This window comes from Staphylococcus sp. FSL W8-0271 (assembly GCF_038006605.1).
In the GTDB taxonomy this organism is placed as follows: Bacteria; Bacillota; Bacilli; order Staphylococcales; family Staphylococcaceae; genus Staphylococcus; species Staphylococcus cohnii.
Window position 1 is genome coordinate 1,475,726 of the sequence record NZ_JBBOVM010000001.1, and the last position, 21,636, is coordinate 1,497,361.

The window sequence follows — 21,636 nt, forward strand, 5'->3', positions numbered from 1 at the left end:
TTAACTACTCCTACTATACAATGTTACTATTCTGAAAATTTTGATAGAGGTGGTCAGCAAAATGAAACAAATACTTTTCGTAGGTTTAGGCTTAATTGGTGGTAGCCTGGCAAGTAATCTAAGATATTATCATAATGACATTGAAATTACTGCTTATGATGCAGATTGCTCCCAATTAGAAAAAGCTTTATCTATAGGAATTATTGATTATCAATCTACTGATTATAAAACCTGTGTGGAAAATGCAGATATCATTATTTATGCCACACCTGTACAACAAACAATCAAATACTTACAAGAACTACCAAACTATCAAACAAAGTCTGACGTCATTGTTACCGACACTGGCAGTACTAAATTGACTATTTTGCAATATGAACAATACCTTTTAAATCACAATATTCATCTGATTGGTGGTCACCCGATGGCAGGTAGTCATAAATCTGGCGTACTCAATGCAAAGAAACATTTATTTGAAAATGCTTTTTACGTTTTGGTTCACGACGAACCTGCAAATGATAAAGCTTTTGATGAAATACGATCATTACTTAGTACAACAAATGCAAAATTTATTGCTACTAATCCAAAAGAACATGATTTTGTGACAGGCATTGTTAGTCATGTGCCTCATATCATTGCGTCGAGTCTTGTGCATTTAAATGCACACCACGCATCTCACTCTTCATTAGTTAAAACACTTGCAGCTGGAGGCTTTAGAGACATTACAAGAATTGCAAGTGGCAGTCCAATTATGTGGCGTGATATTACTATTGAAAATAAAAATACTATTGTTGATATATTAAAAGAATGGAAATCACAAATGGAGGATGTCATTACACTCGTTGAAGAAAATAAACCCGATGCGTTATATCATTTTTATAATGATGCAAAAGTATATAGAGATGAACTCCCCCTTAAATCACAAGGTGCACTATCTATAGAGTATGATCTTTATGTAGATATTCCGGATAAACCGGGTATGATTAGCCAAGTAACACACATCCTTAGTTTACATAATATTTCTATAAGCAACTTAAGAATATTAGAAGTCCGTGAGGATATCTATGGTGCGCTACGTATTAGCTTTAAAAATCCAGAAGACCGTAAAAAAGGTGCTGAAGCATTAAGTGATTTTGATACTTATATTGAATAGATTTTTTCTTTTTTTAAAAGTTTAATTACTTAATTGTTATTGCTTTATTTAGTTTTTGTTTGCATAAATCGTAAAGAACATATTTAAGCCAATCACTCATTTCTGTAGTAATAATTGTTGTTGTTTACAACGCTAAATTTGAAAGTATTTTCAATATATTACCAAATATAAATATGAGCCTAGCGCAGTTTTCTTTTGTTAGAAAGCTACGCTAGGCTCATATCGTTTCATTCTCGTATTTCGATATAATTTGGATGGGACTGTTTATATTTCAAATGTTATTTTACATAATTAGTTTAGCAATTTTCCTTCTTCTTCTTGTATCATCTCTATAATTTCATTTTTTTCATTCATAAGCGCGACTTTTGGTTTGTGATTTAATGCTTCTTCTGCAGTAACTTGTACATAAGACATAATAATAATAATATCATTTACTTGAACAAGCCTAGCAGCTGCACCATTCAGGCATATCTTTCCACTATTACGTTCCCCTTCAATCACATAGGTTTCTAACCTTTCTCCATTGTTATTATTAACAATTGCAACTTTCTCATTAGGTAATATATCTACTGCATCTAAAATATTACGATCTATCGTGATACTACCAACATAATCAAGGTTAGCTTCTGTTACACGTGCACGATGTATTTTTCCATTCATCATAGTTTTTATCATTTGATTTATGCTCCTGTTCAAAATATATTTTTACATTTTTAGTTGATTAACACTTCATTATTGATTACCATCATAAACATATCTATTATAATTTTATTTTCTAAATAAACGGAGGTCAACTATAAATGAAAAAGATAGGTATTATTGGTCCTGGTGCTGTTGGTAGCTGCATCACAGTTCAACTTTTAGCAACAGAACATAAAGTCTATTTAATTGGTCGACGTAATGAGCACATTACCTATCAAGATGCTTCGAATAATGTAAATATAGTACTTAATGTTGTTAAAGCATCAGATATTACTGAACCATTAGATATTATATTCATCGCTGTTAAAATTCCACATTTAGAGGGGTTATATGAACAAATCAAGCATTTATCACAAGATACTACTATTGTTATACTAGCTCAAAATGGATATGGACAACACTTAAAACTTCCTTTCCCACACATATATCAAGCTGTAACTTATATTAGTGGTCAAAAAACCGCTCAACATGTGATTCATTTTAGAGATGAAATACTGCATTTACAACAAGATGATAACACTATATCATTGAAAAAATTATTAGCTTCAAGTGGACTTTCACTTGTGTTACATAAAAATATTGAAGTGGAAATCTGGTATAAACTATTAGTTAATTTAGCAATCAATACAGTTACAGCTCTTGGAATACAGCCTGCATCTATTCTTAAGCAACCCCATATTAAATCATTATGCATATCGTTATTAAATGAGGGTTATATGATAGCTAAACATTCTGGTATCAACCTTTCTGATAACGTTATTGAAGAAATAATGACAATTTATCAAGGTTATCCAGATGATATGGGAACAAGCATGTATTATGATGTACTTTCAAATACCCCATTAGAAATCGATGGAATACAAGGTTTTCTATATCGACAAGCTCGAAAGTATAAATTAACAACACCTCATCTAGATACAATTTACGCTTTATTACTATCTAGACATCATACTTTTTTAAATAACTCATAATAGTAATGTAAAGTCTATGATATATTCTTCTTATCATGCCAATATTATATTTAAATATTTAATAGATGTGCGTTAGTTTTTTTACTTACCTAGCATAGACAAATCATCTATTTGTTATAGATACGTTATATAAATTGTATTTGTTAAAAAGCTAACTAAGTTTGATTCAACAGCTACTTTAGGGACGGGCTACACCGTATAAACTTACTTAAAATTATCCCCGTTCCATATATTACTAATGAAATTGATTTATGACTATATTAAACGTTCAGTTTATCATTTTAATTTTTACATTTTATGCCCTGCCATAAGTCCTAAACGCCCATGTTTTGTTCCTGCATCTGTATAGGAAATTGCTTTAGATACGATACCTTTACCAAATTTTTGATGTAGTGCATCAATCGTTTTGGCCAATTTTTCATTCCTTTTTCTTTCGTATTCATCTATAAATAAATTCAACTGTGTATTTCGCTCATCTATAAACTGCGTGAGTGAAATGCTCACCGTTCTGTACAACATTGTTGGATCACATAATTTATCTGCTAAATATTCAACCACCTTAAAAATAGTACCATCTAAATTTGTTGGGTCTTCTAATGTGTATTGTTTCTGCACCCCTCCTTGGTCACTATAACCAAATGAAAAGTGTATCGTCTTAGCTAATTTATTTCTTGCTCTAACACGACTCGCGACGTCTTCAATTAATTCCTGCATCACTATTTTAGCTTCATCATAATGGTAATCACGCATCAATATTTGACTCTTACAAATTGAAGGATTAACTACACTATATTTGTCTCTTATTCTACTTTGGTCAATACCATTTGCATGCAAATGTAAGTCCACACCTACAGTACCAAAATCCCTTTTTAAATATTGATATGGATAATGAGCCAAATCACCTATAGTAAAGATACCTCTTTTATTCATTTTTGCTTCTGTTTTTCTACTAATACCCCAAAATTTACTCAATGGTGAAATAGGCCAAAGTTTGTGCGACACATCTTGATATCTCCATTCAGCAATGAAATCATCAGTATGTTTTGCTTCTATATCCATTGCAACTTTACTCAATAACATATTTGATCCAATACCTATTGAACACTGTATACCTGTTTCTTCTAGAATTTCATATTGTAATTTTTTACAAAAAGATTGAATTGTACTACTAAATCTGTGATAACTATTTGTTACATCCATAAAAAATTCATCAATACTATATTGGTGTAAATCTTCTGGAGCAACATAACGTAAAGCGATTTTAGAGATTGCTACTGAAACTTCCAAATATTTTCTCATGCTTGGATTGATAATATATATATCATTTCTATGAGGGATTTCGAATAATCTTGACCCTGTTTTAATGCCTATAGCTTTTAGTGGACCCGTAGCAGCCAATACAACCGATCCCTGTCTCTTAGTATCCGCAACAACTGCTAACTTTTCTTTCATTGGGTCTAATCCTTTTTGTATACAAGAGACACTTGCAAAAAAACTTTTTTGATCAATACATAATATATCTCTTTCCTCTAACAGATTGTAATCATAAAATTCATACATATAACATTCCTCCCTTAATCACTTACATTATATAAGAACATACGTTCTATTTCAATACAAATAAGAACAAATGTTCTTGTTTGTATTTTTTATAATTTTGTGAATTTTCATGCTATAATGTATAAAAATAGCTTTAGGAGGAATTTAAATGCCAATAGTAAATGTAAAACTGTTAGAAGGTCGTTCTGATGAACAACTAAAAAATTTAGTCACAGAAGTTACTAATGCAGTAGAGAAAACAACAGGTGCTAACAAAAACGCTATACAAGTTGTAATAGAAGAAATGAAAGCTTCTCATTATGGTGTTGCTGGAATTAGAAAATCAGATCAACAATAAATTACACATCAAAAAACTAGAACATAAGCATCAATTTCTATTATAAACATATAGAGATTGATGTTTTTTACTTTTCAAAGGTTTATTCATTGATCAATGATATGACCAAAGAAACGAATGATGCGTATAGACATATCAAACTATTTTCAACAACATCACTTATAGCGATTTTGCAATCGTGCGGACGCCCGGGGTAATGATATGAGTGAGAGACTACAGGCTCAAGCCATATCCCTAGACAAGCATGCACGATCAAAATCGTAAGTTTTTTATATAAAATGGACGCTTCCATCATGTGTACTCATATTAAGTTATATCTTTTGGTTAATTAAAAATATGACTTGCTATTAGTTGTATAAGTTAAATAATACGAAGCTATTTCTTTTGCATTAAAACACAACACTTATAGCGATTTTGCAATCGTGCGGACGCCCGGGGTAATGATATGAGTGAGAGACTACAGGCTCGAACCATATCCCCAGGCAAGCATGCACGATCAAAATCGTAAATTTTCAAATAAAAAAAGCTCCCTTCAAAGTTTACATTTTTAAGTGTCTACTTTGAAGGGAGCATATCAAAAAGGATTAGCCCTTTTTAAGTATGAGATTTATATTTCATTCACATTTAAATGAATGCTTTTATTCATCATTCATTCAAAAATTTCTGTACTTCTTCTTTGTTTTTTGCTTTATCGATTTCTAGCGCGCTACCATCCATTGGTGACTGAATATCTTGATAAGTGTTTGGTACAGGTAAAGTGATAGAGTCTACTTTTTTATCACCACGTATTCCAAAATTCAAACCAGTTTGAATGAGCGCAGAATCTGGCATATTCGTATTTAAATAACCTCTTAAAATACCTGCAACTCTAGGCAATTTAGGTAGCGTATCTAAACTAGCCAATTCTTGTTTAAGTGATTGCATGACTTGTTGTTGACGTCTTACACGTCCAAAATCGCCTTCCTCGTCATGTCTAAATCTAGCATAACCCAATAATTCTTTACCATTTAATCGATGATGACCTTTTTTAAGCGATACACCTATATTTTTAGACATATCTTTTTCAACATCAATCGGTACACCGTTAGGTTCCAGTTCATCAATCATTTTTTCAAAACCGGTAAAATCAAGTATTGCATAATACTCAGGGTCTATACCTAAGTTTTTCTTTAATGTTTGTCGTAATAATTCAGGTCCACCGATAGAATAAGCTGAATTAATTTTATGTTGCCCATTGCCTGGTATATCTGCATAAATATCCCGCATTACAGACATCATCTTCATCTTTTTATGAATATAATCATATTGTGCAATCATAATCGAGTCGGTTCTAGAAATACCGCCTTGCTCTTTATCTGCACCTAAGACCATAATCGTAATTTTTCCATCATTTTTTTTAGCACCATTAAATTTATGTTGCTTGAGCGTTTTGCCATGATCTTTTGCGTATTCAATACCTGATTTATAACCATGAACAGAATAACCAACAATAATGGCTAAAATAATTACAATGATTAATATGACAATCGGAAATTTTTTTAATTTCTTCTTTTTTGTCCTACGCATCGTCGGTTGTTCTTCTGTGTTTGCACTTTCTTTACTACTGTGTTTGTGTTCATTCATATGTAATCAACCTTATATCTTCAAAATTGCACTGCTATGTACTATAATTAACATATATTAAAGTTATATAAAAACTGAATAAAAATCAAGTGATATCTTAATATATGGTACTAAGGTCTAATATGGAAAGGATGTTAAACATGAATATAAACAAGGCATACTTCGCTGGAGGTTGCTTTTGGTGTATGGTCAAGCCTTTCGACACATTTGAAGGGATTGAGAAAGTGACTTCTGGTTACATGGGAGGTCATACAGATAATCCGTCGTATGAAGAAGTTAAAACGGGTGACACCGGGCATTACGAAACAGTTGAAATAGAGTATGATGTCGCTCTATTTTCCTACAATAAATTATTAGAAATATTCTTTTCTGTAATAGATCCAACTGATGAAGGTGGACAATTCCAAGACAGAGGGTCACAATATAAAACAGCAATTTTTTATACAAATGAAGACCAAAAAGCGGTAGCTGAAGATTATGTAGAACAATTAAAACAAAGTATAGATAAAGAAAAAGCTATTGCTACAAAAATATTACCCGCTTCTACATTTTATGAAGCTGAAGCGGAGCATCAAAATTTTTATAAGAAAAACCCTGAACGATATGCTCAAGAACAACAAGAACGACAAAAATTTAAGTAAACACATAAAAAAACCGGTGCCTTATGCATCCGGTTTTTTATTTATTACTCAAGCTTCAAAATGATTTATTGTCGTTTCATTTCTAAAGGTATTTTATTCTTTTTCTCAACCTTTTTACCATTATATAAATTCATTATTGTTTTAATACTTTCTTCTCCCATCAAATTAGGTTGTTGCGCAACTGTAGCAAACAACTTACCCTTTTCAACAGATTTTATCGCATCTTCATTACCATCAAAACCAATGACTTTAATATCCTTATTTCCTATCGCTTCTACTGCTCCTAAAGCCATTTCATCATTTTGAGAAAAAATAGCTTTGATGTCAGGATGAGCTTGAATAATATTTTGCGTTACATTTAAACCTTCTGTTCTATTAAACTTAGCACTTTGTTTGGAAACTACATCAAGTGATTTATCTGCGACGTTATGAAAACCTTTACCACGTTCACGTGTAGCACTGGCACCAGGAACGCCCTCAAGTTCCGCTACTTTCGCATCTTCACCCAATTCATCGACAATGAGTTCACCACCCATTTCACCGCCTTTGATATTATCGGAAGCAATAAATGAAGCAACATCCCCTTTAGCTACATCTCGGTCTAACGTAATAACTGGTATTGCCTCATCATTCGCGATTTGGATACTACCTGATATCGCATCAGAATCTGTTGGATTTACAATCAGATAATCCACTTTTTGTTGGATTAAATCATCAATATCGTTAGCTTGTTTCGCTGCATCATCTTGAGCATCTGCAAACTTAACTTTGACACCTTGTTTCTTTGCCTCTTTCTCAATACCATCTTTAATTTTCACAAAGAAAGGGTTATTTAAAGTAGAAATACTCACACCAATAACAACATCAGATTTTTTCTTATCTACTTTACCATTATCATTTTTTTCTATGGGTGATTCTAGGGAACAACCTGTTAAAAATAATAAAATAGCTATTGTAGTTATAAAAAGTTTTTTCAATATCAACACCTCCAATTATTTATTTTTTCTGTCTATCAGTACTGCAATAATAATAACGACACCTTTAACCACTTGTTGGTAAAATGAAGATACACCTAGTAAATTCAAACCATTGTTCAAAACACCAATAATTAACACACCAATTAATGTTCCAACTATACGACCTTTACCACCAGTTAAAGAAGTTCCTCCTAGTACAACTGCTGCAATGGCATCCAATTCATAGGACATCCCTGCTGTTGGTTGTGCTGAATTTAAACGTGAAGTTAAAATTGATCCTGCCATAGCTGACATTAAGCCGGCTAAACTATAAATCATTATTTTAATTTTATTAACTTTAATTCCTGAAATAAATGCTGCTTTTTCATTACCACCCATAGCATAGGTTTGTCTACCAAATACGGTTTTATGTAGCACAATATATAATATGATAAATGTAATAAACATTGTGACAGCTGGTACTGGAATCCCTAAAAAATAACCCCTACCAAATAATTGAAATGCGTAACTGCCATTTAAATTTGTAATAGGATTTCCATCTGTAATGACAAGTGTTAATCCTCTAAACACAGTCATTGTAGCTAGCGTTGCAATGAAAGGTGCCATTTTACCTATTGTGATGAGTAAGCCGTTCGCAGCTCCCAAAATCGCACCAAATATACACCCCATGAATAGAGCTACAATAGAATCCATACCTGAAACCATTAAAATCGCTACAAAAGCACTAGATAACGCTAACGTTGAACCTACTGATAAATCAATGCCTCCAGTCAATATTACGAAAGTCATGCCAAATGCAATCAAACCATTAATAGAAACTTGTCTTAATAAATTAAATAAGTTAGAAGGTTCTAAAAAAGCACTATTTAAGACACTAATAATAACAACTAATAGTATTAACCCAATAAAAGGTATAATTTTTTCCAAATACGAATAAGAAAATGATAATTTAGACTGTTTCATTTATTTTTCCCCTGTAGCCAAAGTCATAATACGTTCTTCTGTGATAGCTGAACCCTCTAATGTTCCTACAATGGATCCTTCATGTACAACCGCAACTCTATCACTCATACCTATAATCTCTGGTAGTTCTGATGAAATCATAATAATAGACATACCTCGGTCAGTTAATTCATGCATCAATTGGTATATCTCACGTTTAGCACCTACATCAATGCCTCGTGTTGGTTCATCTAGTATTAACACGTGCGGTGCGGTCGCAATCCATTTAGCTAAAACTACTTTCTGTTGATTACCACCTGATAAGTTGCCACAAGTATCTCCTATTTTGCCTTTAATATTTAAACGCTGAACCATTTGTTCTGAATATTGTTCCATAGCATGTTGCGTTAAAAAACCAGAACTAGAAAAACTTTTCAAAGCAGGTAGTGTAATATTTTCTAAAATTGAATCTTGTAAAACTAAGCCTTCTTCTTTTCTATTTTCAGTGATAAAAGCCAGGCCTTGTGAAATGGATTGATTGGGATTTTGAATCTGTAATTGCTGATTGTTAAGTTTCACTGATTTATTCCCTTTATCTAAGCCAAAAAGTACTCTCATAATTTCTGAACGACCGGCCCCCATCAAACCACTAAAACCAAGTATTTCACCTTTATGTAAATCAAAATTAATATGTTTTAAATGATGTTCAGCCGAATCTAAATTTTCAACAGAGAGCACAACATCACCTTGATGATATTGTCTAACAGGGTATTGATTATCTAAATCTCTACCAATCATAGATTTTACTATCTCAGCATGCGTCGTATTTTGAGTTTCTTTAGTTAATATCGAACGACCATCCCTCATTACTGTAATACGATCTGAGATTGCAAAAATTTCTTCCATTCTATGTGATATATATATAAAAGAAACGCCTTCTTTTTTTAAATTTTTGATTTGTTCAAACAATGTATTTATTTCATTATTTGTCAGAGCAGCAGTAGGCTCGTCCATAATAATGATTTTCGATTTTTCCATTAATGCTTTACTGATCTCGAGCATCTGTTGCATGCCGACTGATAAAGTACCTGCCATGCGATTTAAATCGATATCAATATTTAATTTTTTAAAAATAGCCAAAGCACGTTGTTTCATTTTTTTATTATCAACAATGCCAAAAATTTTTGTTTCTTCTTTTCCTAAAAATAAATTTTCAAGCACTGTAAGGTTTGGCCAAATATTTAATTCTTGTTGTATAAATGACACACCGTTTTGTTCAGCATCCATCGTATTTTTAAAATGAATAGGTTGACCATCTTCTAAAACATTACCGCTATCAGCGTTATATACACCTGTTAATATTTTCATGAGTGTACTCTTACCTGCACCATTTTCACCCATTAATGCATGTATTTCTGCATCATTGATTTCAAAATCAACACCTCTTAAGACATCATTTTGACCAAATGATTTATGAATTTGATTCATCGTTATCATATTTTTCACCCCTTAAAATAAAACACCGCTTGATAAAATTGCATTTGCGTAAGGTGTCGCTTCACCTGTTCTTATAATTGCTTTAACATCCTTACTATACATTTTTAATTTTTCATGGGATTCCGTGACCATATCAATATTTTCAGCTAATAATTTCACATATAACGCACTATTTTGTTTTATCATTTCATTTGCAATGGTAAGCTGTTCAATTTTCATATGTGCTTTAACTAAATTAAATACTTCTTCAAATGAAGGGTGCCCAAAAGTTAATGCTAAATCAATTTTTTTAACACCATCTGGTATTGGTAATCCACAATCAGCAATGATAATTGTATCTGTATGCCCTAAATCACTTAATACCTTAGAAATTTCACTGTTCAAAATACCTGTTTTATACATTTAATTCCCCTTTCGTTAAATCATATTTTATGTAACCCGTTACATATTATTGCTCAAATCTAACACTACCTCTACGTTTAGTAGATAACTTTAGCGTATTTTCTTGTTGATTTACTACACAGTTTTTATTTAATTTTAATAAAATTGATACCGCTTGTTGTCCTAAAAAATATGCGGACTGATCAATAGTTGCAATTTGAGGAAATGTCATTGTAGAGAAAGGTATATTGTCATAACCCACAATTTGAATCTCTTCAGGAACTCTCAATTGAAATTGCTGAATAAGTCCCATTGTTTCAATTGCAAGTACATCGTTGCTACATATAATGCTATCAATATGTAAATCTTTAACTAATGAAATAAATGCACTTTTATTTTTTAAAGTCTCTGCTGAACAATCGTAATAACTTACATCATAATTGTTCAATGCTTGTTTAATGCCATCTATTCTCAATTTAAATGCCTCAATATTCAAATCTAAATGAAGGATTAAAATATTTTTTGGTTTACCTTCTAACACAAGTCGAGCTTGTAATTGTCCGCCTTCAAAATGATTCATAGAAATACCATTACCTTCATCTTTAACACGATCTACAAATACATAATGAATACCTTGCGATACTAATAACTTTTCGATTTGATCATCAGCAAATGCTGTAGTAATCGCGCCTACACAATTATAAGCATTGAAAGTAGAAAGATAATCTTTAGCCTTATCAACATCGTTGTCACTATTTCCAATTAAAACTTGAAAACCATGCGCAAGCGCTATATCTTCAACACCTCTCGCTATCAATGTAAAAAAAGGATTACTGATATCTGGCAATAATAAACCAATCATTTTTGACTTTCGTTTATATAATGTACGTGCTGCTTCATTAGGTTGATAGTTAAGCTCATGAATCGCACGTTCAATTTGTATTTTTGTTTGAGCTTTTACATATCCATTATTATTTATAACTCTAGATACCGTTGCTACAGAACAACCAGCTAACTTAGCTACCTCTTTTATTGTTACTATAAAAATCACCTCTATTTTTGTAACCGTTTTCATAATATCATAATAATTTCTCTTTTGGTAGTTTATTTGAAATTTTAATTTTTATATTACTTTATATTCCATGTTTTTATTAATTTATTTATATAGCTCAAAAACGTTGGTTTATACTAATCGGACCAAAAATATAAATATCTTACCATTTTATTACTAAAAAACTGACGTATTGCTTACTTTAAACGTATTTTATAAACTATTGCGCTAATAGTTATACTAAATAAAAATATATTCAAATTTTCATTTACTTTTATTAAGTTATAATTTCATCATTTTCTTGAAAACCACATTTCTTTCACCACATATAAATATAAATAAAAAAGACTCATCCTGTTAATGATATGCTCCCTTCAAAGTAGACACTTAAAAATGTAAACTTTGAAGGGAGCTTTTTTATGACTCATAGAAAATTATCACCTGAAACTTATCAAAAAGCTTTCAGCTTATATGAAGAAGGATATAGTATGAAAAATGTAATTCAAAAATTAAATTTAAATTGTTCTCCTAGAACATTATTGATTAACTATTATAAATTTAAGAAGCATGGAATAAAGGTGCTTTTACCAATTCAGAGAAATAATACCTACTCAAATGAATTTAAGCTTAAAGTTGTGCACGAATATATAAATGATGGCCTATCTTTAACTGATTTAGTAGTTAAATATAATATCCCCACTACTTCAACTGTAAACAAATGGATTTCAAAGTATTTGTCGGGTAAAATATTAAAAACATATTCTCCAAAACCCGAGGTGTATCAATTGAAATATAAATCATTAACATTTGAAGATCGTGTAGAAATCGTTGATTATTATATGAATCATGGCCAATCGTATAAGACAACAGCAAATCATTTTAACATCAATTATAGCCAAGTATATAACTGGGTAAAAAAGTACAACTTGCATGGATATGATGGGCTTAAAGATGGACGTGGAAAAGGGAAACCCCAGTCTGTATTAACACCTGAAGAGGCATTAAAAGCTGAAATTAAGATACTTAAAGAGAAAAATAAATTTCTTCAAATGGAAAATGACGTTTTAAAAAAGGAAGAAGAAATAGAAAGGAAGTTGATGAAACAGGCATCAGACAAAAAGCATCATACCAAACGGTAAAAGCATTTAAAAACCTTTATCCGATAGCTTGGTTATGTTCAGTATTAAAGATATCACGTTCAAGTTACTATAAATGGTTACATCGCAAACCATCAAATAAAGAAATTGAAAACCAAAAATTGATCAAAGATATCGTTGATATCTACAATAAATACAAAGGCATATATGGATATCGTCGTATATACATATATTTAAGACTTAAACTACATCAAAAAGTAAATCATAAACGTGTCTATAGATTGATGAATCAACTGAATCTAAAATCTACTATCCGCCCTAAAAGAAAACGATATATTAAAACAACACCTGAAATTACAGCACATAATATATTAAATAGAAAATTTGAAGAACAAATCCCAAATAAAAAATGGTTAACTGACGTTACAGAATTCAAACTAAGCAATGGTAAAAAACTTTACTTAAGTGCTATTTATGACTTAGGCAGCAAACAGATTATCAGTCATAAATTAAGTACCTCAAATAACAATAAATTTGTATTAGATACGCTCAAAAAAGCAGTCAAACTTGTGCCGAATACCGAAGGTATACTCTTACATAGCGACAGAGGATATCAATATACAAGCAGATTATTTAAAGTTACGTTAGAGCAACTTGGTATAAAACAAAGTATGTCACGACCAGGATGTTGCATAGATAATGGACCTATGGAAGGTGTATGGGGAACTATTAAAAGTGAATTGTTTAGAGGAAGAAAAAAAGTGATTTTTAAAGACAAGGCTACAGCAATAAAAGCAATTAATTCATATATAGAATTTTTTAATCAAGAAAGAATAACATTAAAAATGGCTACCCTTATATCGTAAATATAAGGTAGCCATAAACATTTTGTTTTTTTCACTGTCTACTTGACAGGGTGCAGTTCATAATTCGGATAAGTCTTTAAAGTTTATAATGAACATTATGTCTACGCTCATTAATATCTATTTTATAGTAGATACTTGATCTATATTTTCTATTGCCGTCACTTTTTCATTTGAATCAAAATATACTTTAACAGAAAAATGATTAGATGGATTATCATCATATATTATCGTGCGATTATGACTATTAAATGCTCTGTGACCATGTACTTGAGCAAACGATTCAACAGTAACATTATCAGGAACAACAAAAATTCGTTGAACTTTATCATTTTTAAATAAAACTGCGATGTTACCATATTTATATGCTTTCACATTAGCAATTTGTATTATATTTTCACTATCACCAAAATATGTTTCAACTTTACGCTTATGCATACCTTTTGAAATATGCATATAACTATTTCTTACATCACTATTCATGAAATTTTCACTGAATTGTTGCGATAATACATTAATCTTAGGTGTTTTATACTTTGGATTTTTTTCCTTTTTAAACTTTTCATTTTGAGTAGATTGGTTCGAACCTTTGTAATTTGTGTGTATGGTATCATATAACGACTTAATTGATAACGTTAACGCAACTAAAAGCATTATTAATACCAAATAAACGATAACTTTTTTCATTTTTTCACCCCATTGCACTCACTGCAAGCATTAATATTTACATGTTACTACATAATCTTAAAATATTGAATGTATTTTAATAATATAACAATTGATAATAATTCAAATTGCAAATATTAACTTTAATCCGATGTAAAAATACATTTAAGTTTCAAAATGAAATTAACTATATAAAATGTCAATTTTTATTCAAATGATATGATATTATAGTATTGAAAGCGTTTTCTATTGATGATATATTATATGTACACCTTAGACAAAGGGGTAACTAGAAATTCATAAATATAGTTAGAGTCAAAATGATATTTAGAAAGTATATAGTTAGTTTATTAAAAAGTAGTTAATAACTTCTCCGGCATTAACTACAAAAACCATTAAAAGCTATAACTCCAAAAAACAACCAACAATCATTAACGGGATTGTTGGTTGTTTTTTATTATTTTTTTCTAATTACGCGCATGACTTTTGTCATACTTATCCATAATGAATTCCCTTTACGATATACTAAAAATCTTGGTTGCCAGTTGGGATTGAACTTTTCTTTATAACGTCTTAAACCTTGAAATCTATATAAGCCATTGAAATGCTCAAATATTCTACCAGCAAGTCTTTCTCTGTAAAATGAAAACGGTACTTTACCTACATTAGACAGTGTGGCCATGCCCATATTAAAGTATTGATAATGATTTGCTTTAGCCCATAATAGCATATGCAGATATAAACTATCCATCAGTGGTAAGGTAGCATCTGATTTCCAACGAATTAAGTCAATAGATAATGTCGAATTATCATTGACAGGCATAAATGTACAAAAACCAATAATAGCTTTTTCTTTATCTTTAATGACTCCAACCGGCGCCTGTGATATATAATGTTCACTAAAATGCCCTACTGAAAATTGCATTTCTGTAGATCCTGATAACCAATCATCACTTATTTGTTTCAATTCATCAAATATGTTTTGTGCAAAAGGCGGCTCTATCATCTCAAAATTACAACCCAAATCTTCTAGTTTGTTCAGGGTAGCACGTAAGCCACGCTTCTTTTTTCCTGAAGTAGTAAAAGTTGATAAATCAATAATAGCTTCTTCACCTAATTTAAAAAATTGATTTCCAAAATCATGGTAAATTGACATATATTTGTCAGTTACTTGATAGAAAATAATATCATAACCTAAATAGTGTGCTTCATTATAAAATGTTTCAAGCAACTCATGGAACGATGCACTATTTCCGATGGGATCACCTAAAACAATATATGCATTTCGTTTATAACGATACATCACAAATGCGTCTTGCTGTTCATTAAAGAAAAACTTCTTATCGCCACTATAAATGAGATGACTTAAATAATTCCCGCCAAATTTTTGAATGATTGTTTCACATTGCTCTAGATTGTGATTACTGCCTGCAGATTTAAATCTTGCTTCAAACCACCACACAATAACACTTACTATAATAACTACCGTAATAATTGTGAACCAAAAATAATATCTTAAAAGAGAGGTATCTACTTCTAAATGATAAATATCTAAAGTATAAAATGTATTTTTTATAAACACATGGTTAATGAACAACACTAATGCGCCTATGATTACACTAGATAATAGTTTCGTATATCTAAATGGACGCTTTATGACACGTGCGTTTCTATAAAATAAAACAAGCATTACAAACATAGTTATTAACCAACTCAAAAGAATCAAAGAAGGATAAGTATAAACTGTGACGCTAAATATAATGATGATTGAACTGATAGCGAACAAAAGTGCTCTCTTAGATAAATGATATACACCAATCACATTCAACAATAATAATAGACATGCACAAGTATGGATAGACGCTATAATATAATAAAACGCATGATTGTTACTATATAACCCATCATAAATAATTGTAATGTTATTAAAGAAAAATAAAGCACTCGTAAATAAAAGTAATAATGCAATCGAAAACGCTGGAATTCTTGTTAAAATATCCTTTTGATAAGATGCTAGAAGTGATGACATATCTTTGACAGGTATCATAATTTTAGAGTCATCCCAATAACGTTTTGCAGTATTTCTGAATTCAAATGTTGAGAGAATAAGTGCAATTAAAACAGGAAATAGGTAATAAGCTAACCTGTAGAGTAATAAAGCTAAAACAATTTTCTCTTCTGGAATGTTTAAACTTTTCAATCCTAGTAATAGTACCAAATCAAATGTACCAAATCCTCCGGGAATGAAACTTATTAACCCAGATAAAGCACCAATGATAAATATCCCCATGAATACAGGAAAATGTACATGTATACCAACAATTAATAGTGCCATGTATAACACTAAAGCAGCAATCATCCATTCAATACTAGAAACAATGGTGCAATATATCCCAGTCAGTTTACTGTTTTTATTGACTGGTTTCCAAATTGTAAAGAAAATAAAGATTGGCAAAAATAATGCTACAATATACATTAACCATCTAATCCAAGGGAATGGACTAAATACGTGCCTAACATCAAATACATGAAATACTACTAAAATGGAAAGCATACTCAAACCAGTCAACATAGAGATTAAAACAATAGAAATAGTGTGTAGTAAGCCCTTTTTATTTTCCGTAGTATCTTTATATAATAAAAACCTTACACTCGCTCCTATAAATCCCCCAAAACCCAATACTGCATTCAAAGCATTTACGATATATCCTATACGTACGGTTTTAACTAATGAAATTTTCAAATGTAATACCTTAGCTAAAATTACATCATACATCGATAATATCAATATGGCTAGGCCACCACTCGTAAACAGCACAACCAACCATACACTATTAATATCTTTTATAGAATGAATCGTTTCTTTTAAATTTATATTCGCTAGTTCTTTATATAACGTAAAAACAACAAATATAAATAACGAAAGTGCAAATATAACTTTCATTATTGTTAATATTTTATTTCCTAACTTCTTTGACATGTGTTCACATCACTTTTCTATATTCATATAATATTTAAAATATAGCACAATTCTTATTTTTAATAAATAATTCTTATACCTGTTATATATTACAATATTGTTAGACTCTATATACTTCGTTTTAAAAGTTTACACATGATAGATGAGTTCATTTTATATAAAATCTTACGATTTTGATCGTGCATGCTTGCCTGGGGATATGGCTTGAGCCTGTAGTCTCTCACTCATATCATTTCCCCGGGCGTCCGCACGATGCAAAAACTCTATAAGAGATGTGTTTTAATACAAAAGATATAACTTCGTATTATTTAACTTATACAACTAAAGCAAGTCATATTTTTAATCAACCAAAAGATATAACTTAATATGAGTACACATGATGGAAGCGTCCATTTTATATAAAAAACTTACGATTTTGATCGTGCATGCTTGCCTGGGGATATAGCTCGAGCCTGTAGTCTCTCACTCATATCATTTCCCCGGGCGTCCGCACGATTGCAAAATCGCTATAAGTGATATGTTTTAATACAATAGAAATAGCTTCGCATTATTTAACTTATACAACTAAAGCAAGTCATATTTTTAATTAATCAAAAGATATAACTTAATATGAGTACTCATGATGAAAGAGCCCATTTTATATAAAAAACTTACGATTTTGATTGTGCATGCTTGCCTGGGGATATGGCTCGAGCCTGTAGTCTCTCACTCATATCATTTCCCCGGGCGTCCGCACGATGCAAAATCGCTATAAATGATATGTTTTAATACAATAGAAATAGCTCAATAAGCTAACAATAATCAAAACAATAATGAAAAAGACAATTTCTATATTATTTCAATAGAAATTGCCTTTTTTCACTTGACCAAGAACCTTATGTCTCAGCCTTTTAATACATTTTTTAAATTTTAAATCAACGAATTTCTTCATCAGAAGTAATTTCATATTCCCCTGCATCATCACCATAATATTTATTATAACGACGTTTGTACATGGTAAACAAATGCGAAACTAATACTTTCAATATCGCATAAGCAGGAATACCTAAAATAACACCGACAACACCTAATAAATTACCTGCACTTAGTAAGATGAATATAATTGTCAATGGATGAATTTTCAATGTTTTACCCATGATATTCGGAGAAATGAAATGCCCTTCAATAAATTGAACAGCTGTCCAAACAACCACTAACTTCAGTAACATAATCGGTGAAGTAATTAAAGCAATTATAATTGCTGGTGAAATCGCAATCGTCGGACCAATATATGGAACAACACTTGTAACTGCAGCGATTGAAGCTAAAATTAAACTGTAGTCTAAACCGATGACACTATACCCAATAAATAATAATATACCAATACAGAACGATACGATAATTTGTCCTTGGATATAAGAACCAACTTGTAGACTCATTTTATCTAATAAATCATGAAAATCTTTTCTAAATTTAGGCGGCATTAAGTTTGTTGAAAATTCTTTGAAGCGGTGCCCATCTTTTAGCATAAAGAATAAAACAAATGGTGTTGTAGCAATTACAACGCCAACATTTACTAAAGCTTCAGCAAAATTTTTAACTTTAGAACCAAAACCATTAAAATAATCAGACACCATTGAAGGTAATTTTTTCGCCAATGAATCTAATTGATCTTGAATTTGTCCATAAAAATTAGAAATTAAAGAGTATTTCGTTACACTATCTATAAATTTATTGACCTTATCTACATAGTATGGGAAGTTATTTCCAAAACTTTTAAACTGAGCGCCAATCACAGGTATCAATAAATTAATAGCTAACGCAATTACACCAATAATGACTAAGAATAATATAATCACACCCCAAAGTCTTGATATATTATATCGTTCCATCAAATTAACTAATGGGTTAAATAAATAATATAATATAATCGATACAATGATTGGTGCTACAATTGTATTAAAAACAATGATAAATGGTTTAAAAATATAAGAAACTTGATCAAATATAAAAATCGCACAGCCAATAAATATTAATATAAGCAAAGCAAAAACTAAATCTTTGCCTCCTAAAAACTTCATAAAACGCGTTTCGGGGAAACTTAGTTTTAACTTACTTTTCTTAGATTCTGTTTCTTGCTTTAAATTATCTTCATTTGACATAACATCACCAAACCTTATTTTTCAAAATATATTGATCTTTTAGCGCATAGTAAAAAATTATGCACTTTTGTGACACAATACATAACGTTTAATTTTTAAAATAACTAATGTTAATCATAACACAATGACCATTTCCCAAACATATATTTTGCCATGTTTTATTAAAATTTAACTAAACACGCATCATTCATAATAACAACTTTCAATTAAATGTATTGATGGTATATAAATAGATTAGACTAAAATATTACAGTGTATATTAAAAAGCAGTAATATAAAATCAAATGTTTAAGATGACTTTATATTACTGCATATATAAATTAATATTAAAGAAAATATGCTAATGGAGAAATATTTAAATCTTTACACCAATATTTAAACAAGATTATTTTTTCTTCATTCCCCAACTCTCAATACCAAACAAGTTAATTTCTAACTCTTCAGGTTTGAATACAGGCTTTTTGCCGGCTTTACGTTGACGTTGGTAATCATTCATAACTGCGAAAGCAATGTTGGATAAACCAATAATAGCTACTAAGTTGACAATCGCCATTAGACCCATAAATACATCTGCCGTACTCCATACCGTTTCAGTTTTCACAACTGCGCCAACGAAGACAAGCACAACAACTAAACATCTAAAAATAAATAAGACAGTTTTATTTTCCCATAAAAACTCCATGTTCGATTGACCATAATAATAATTACCGATAACGGAAGAAAACGCAAATAAAGTAATCGCAATCGTTAAGAAAATACCACCTGCACTACCTAAATGTTCATTTAATGCAGATTGTGTAACTGCAACACCTTGTGCTGCATTCTCTCCAAATTCCAATCCAGTATATAATAAAATCATTATCGCCGTTGCCGTACATACTAACATCGTATCAAAGAATACGCCTAATGATTGGATCAAACCTTGTTTAACTGGGTGTGGCGCAGCAGCTGTAGCAGCAGCATTTGGCGCAGAACCCATACCAGCTTCGTTTGAGAACAAACCACGTTTAATACCTTGAAGAACGGCTGCACCAACAGCGCCTCCAGTTGCTTGTTCAAATCCAAAAGCATTTTTAACTATAGTTGCAATCATAGGTATGATTTGATCATAGTTGAATATTAATATTACAGCAACTAAACCAATATAAATAATTGCCATTACAGGCACAATTATAGAAGATAATGTTGCAATACTTCTTACGCCTCCAAATATAATAATAGCAGTAACAATAGCTAAGATTATACCAGTAACAATAGGACTTACATTATATTGCGTTTTTAATGATTCAGCTATTGTGTTTGATTGTACTGTATTAAAAACAAATGCAAATGTAACTGTAATTAATACCGCAAAAACAACACCTAACCATTTTTGGTTGAGTCCTTTAGTTATGTAATAAGCTGGCCCACCGCGATAACCACCTTCTTCATCAGGCACCTTATACACTTGCGCAAGCGTCGCTTCAATAAATGCACTGGCTGCTCCGATAAAAGCAATAATCCACATCCAGAATACTGCACCAGGGCCTCCTAACACAATTGCTGTTGCAACACCGGCAATATTACCAGTACCAACACGAGAACCTGCACTAATTGCAAATGCTTGGAATGGTGAAATACCTTTTTTTCCATTTTCTAATGTTTCAGGTTTTTCACCAATTGCTCGAAACATTTCCGGTATCCATCTTAATTGTACGAACTTAGATCCAATGGTAAAAAATATACCTGCTGTAATTAAAAGTCCAATTAAGTATTGTGACCAGATTAAATCATTCCCGACTTGAACAAATCCTTTGAACCAATCCGGAATCAAACTATCAAAATTGCTCAATTTAATCCCTCTCATCTATACAAATTAATTTTCATAGTAAAATCAAGAGATTTATAGTTTCATTCATGTTTATAAACAAAATCCAATGTTTATGTAGACATGAAAATAAATGAATCGGTAAAGTACTTATCCTAAGTTTTGCACAGCACCTTTTCACATTACTATAAATCTCTTGCTTCATTTTTGTTACACCTTATAGGTATTTTATCATTATATTGTTGTA

At 30.9% G+C, this 21,636-nt stretch carries 17 protein-coding genes; 5 read left to right on the forward strand and 12 right to left on the reverse strand.

The genetic code is table 11. The features are described 5' to 3' along the window. Positions 1 to 61: 61 nt before the first annotated feature. Positions 62 to 1,153 (forward strand): prephenate dehydrogenase, encoded by a 1,092-nt coding sequence (locus tag NST87_RS07325; protein WP_019468753.1) that lies wholly within the window; start codon positions 62 to 64, stop codon positions 1,151 to 1,153. A gap of 291 nt (positions 1,154 to 1,444) precedes the next feature. Here the strand turns inward: NST87_RS07325 and panD are convergent, their stop codons facing one another. Further along, a complete protein-coding gene (panD, locus tag NST87_RS07330) occupies positions 1,445 to 1,828 on the reverse strand; it encodes an aspartate 1-decarboxylase (RefSeq protein ID WP_019468752.1) in 384 nt (127 codons plus the stop codon). Positions 1,829 to 1,953: 125 nt separating this feature from the next. Here panD and NST87_RS07335 point away from each other — a divergent pair, with 125 nt between their 5' ends. Next, the gene (locus NST87_RS07335) at positions 1,954 to 2,826 is read left to right on the forward strand and encodes an oxidoreductase (protein WP_071562229.1); all 873 of its coding nucleotides are present in this window, start codon (positions 1,954 to 1,956) and stop codon (positions 2,824 to 2,826) included. A gap of 288 nt (positions 2,827 to 3,114) precedes the next feature. Here the strand turns inward: NST87_RS07335 and NST87_RS07340 are convergent, their stop codons facing one another. Further along, entirely contained in the window at positions 3,115 to 4,386 is a 1,272-nt protein-coding gene (locus NST87_RS07340; protein WP_019468750.1) for a Y-family DNA polymerase, read from the reverse strand. A gap of 148 nt (positions 4,387 to 4,534) precedes the next feature. Between NST87_RS07340 and NST87_RS07345 the strand changes: the two genes are divergently transcribed. Then, complete coding sequence (locus NST87_RS07345; RefSeq protein WP_040029848.1) at positions 4,535 to 4,723, forward strand: 2-hydroxymuconate tautomerase; 189 nt, start codon at positions 4,535 to 4,537, stop codon at positions 4,721 to 4,723. A 645-nt stretch (positions 4,724 to 5,368) separates the two neighbouring features. On the opposite strand, the gene NST87_RS07350 is transcribed toward NST87_RS07345, so the two are convergent. Continuing rightward, entirely contained in the window at positions 5,369 to 6,346 is a 978-nt protein-coding gene (locus NST87_RS07350) for an LCP family protein (protein WP_019468748.1), read from the reverse strand. Positions 6,347 to 6,486: 140 nt separating this feature from the next. Here NST87_RS07350 and msrA point away from each other — a divergent pair, with 140 nt between their 5' ends. Next, positions 6,487 to 6,987 carry a peptide-methionine (S)-S-oxide reductase MsrA gene (gene msrA, locus NST87_RS07355; RefSeq protein WP_026034773.1) on the forward strand — a complete coding sequence of 167 codons (501 nt, stop codon included), beginning with the start codon at positions 6,487 to 6,489 and terminating at the stop codon, positions 6,985 to 6,987. A gap of 65 nt (positions 6,988 to 7,052) precedes the next feature. On the opposite strand, the gene NST87_RS07360 is transcribed toward msrA, so the two are convergent. The 5 genes from NST87_RS07360 to NST87_RS07380 are packed head-to-tail and all read right to left on the reverse strand — an operon-like array spanning position 7,053 to position 11,859. Continuing rightward, entirely contained in the window at positions 7,053 to 7,964 is a 912-nt protein-coding gene (locus tag NST87_RS07360; protein WP_019468746.1) for a D-ribose ABC transporter substrate-binding protein, read from the reverse strand. 15 nt (positions 7,965 to 7,979) lie between these two features. After that, a complete protein-coding gene (locus tag NST87_RS07365; protein WP_019468745.1) occupies positions 7,980 to 8,927 on the reverse strand; it encodes an ABC transporter permease subunit in 948 nt (315 codons plus the stop codon). Continuing rightward, positions 8,928 to 10,403 carry a sugar ABC transporter ATP-binding protein gene (locus NST87_RS07370; protein ID WP_340721499.1) on the reverse strand — a complete coding sequence of 492 codons (1,476 nt, stop codon included), beginning with the start codon at positions 10,401 to 10,403 and terminating at the stop codon, positions 8,928 to 8,930. A 12-nt stretch (positions 10,404 to 10,415) separates the two neighbouring features. Then, the gene (rbsD, locus tag NST87_RS07375; RefSeq protein ID WP_019468743.1) at positions 10,416 to 10,805 is read right to left on the reverse strand and encodes a D-ribose pyranase; all 390 of its coding nucleotides are present in this window, start codon (positions 10,803 to 10,805) and stop codon (positions 10,416 to 10,418) included. A 46-nt stretch (positions 10,806 to 10,851) separates the two neighbouring features. Further along, positions 10,852 to 11,859 (reverse strand): LacI family DNA-binding transcriptional regulator, encoded by a 1,008-nt coding sequence (locus tag NST87_RS07380; protein ID WP_019468742.1) that lies wholly within the window; start codon positions 11,857 to 11,859, stop codon positions 10,852 to 10,854. A gap of 395 nt (positions 11,860 to 12,254) precedes the next feature. On the opposite strand from NST87_RS07380, the gene NST87_RS13800 reads away from it, so the two are divergent. Continuing rightward, a protein-coding gene (locus NST87_RS13800; protein ID WP_437129139.1) for an IS3 family transposase occupies positions 12,255 to 13,798 on the forward strand; the annotation gives its coding sequence in 2 pieces (ribosomal slippage) (positions 12,255 to 12,929 and positions 12,932 to 13,798; 1,542 coding nt in all). A gap of 117 nt (positions 13,799 to 13,915) precedes the next feature. Here the strand turns inward: NST87_RS13800 and NST87_RS07395 are convergent. From NST87_RS07395 to NST87_RS07410, 4 genes are all read right to left on the reverse strand, one after another. After that, positions 13,916 to 14,482, reverse strand: coding sequence for a hypothetical protein (locus NST87_RS07395; protein WP_071560502.1), 567 nt, complete (start codon positions 14,480 to 14,482; stop codon positions 13,916 to 13,918). 436 nt (positions 14,483 to 14,918) lie between these two features. Beyond that, complete coding sequence (gene mprF, locus NST87_RS07400) at positions 14,919 to 17,441, reverse strand: bifunctional lysylphosphatidylglycerol flippase/synthetase MprF (protein WP_340721500.1); 2,523 nt, start codon at positions 17,439 to 17,441, stop codon at positions 14,919 to 14,921. Positions 17,442 to 18,355: 914 nt separating this feature from the next. Next, positions 18,356 to 19,582: an AI-2E family transporter gene (locus NST87_RS07405; protein ID WP_340721501.1), complete on the reverse strand. Its 1,227-nt coding sequence runs from the start codon at positions 19,580 to 19,582 to the stop codon at positions 18,356 to 18,358. A 385-nt stretch (positions 19,583 to 19,967) separates the two neighbouring features. Continuing rightward, entirely contained in the window at positions 19,968 to 21,413 is a 1,446-nt protein-coding gene (locus NST87_RS07410; RefSeq protein WP_019467973.1) for an alanine/glycine:cation symporter family protein, read from the reverse strand. Positions 21,414 to 21,636 lie beyond the last annotated feature (223 nt).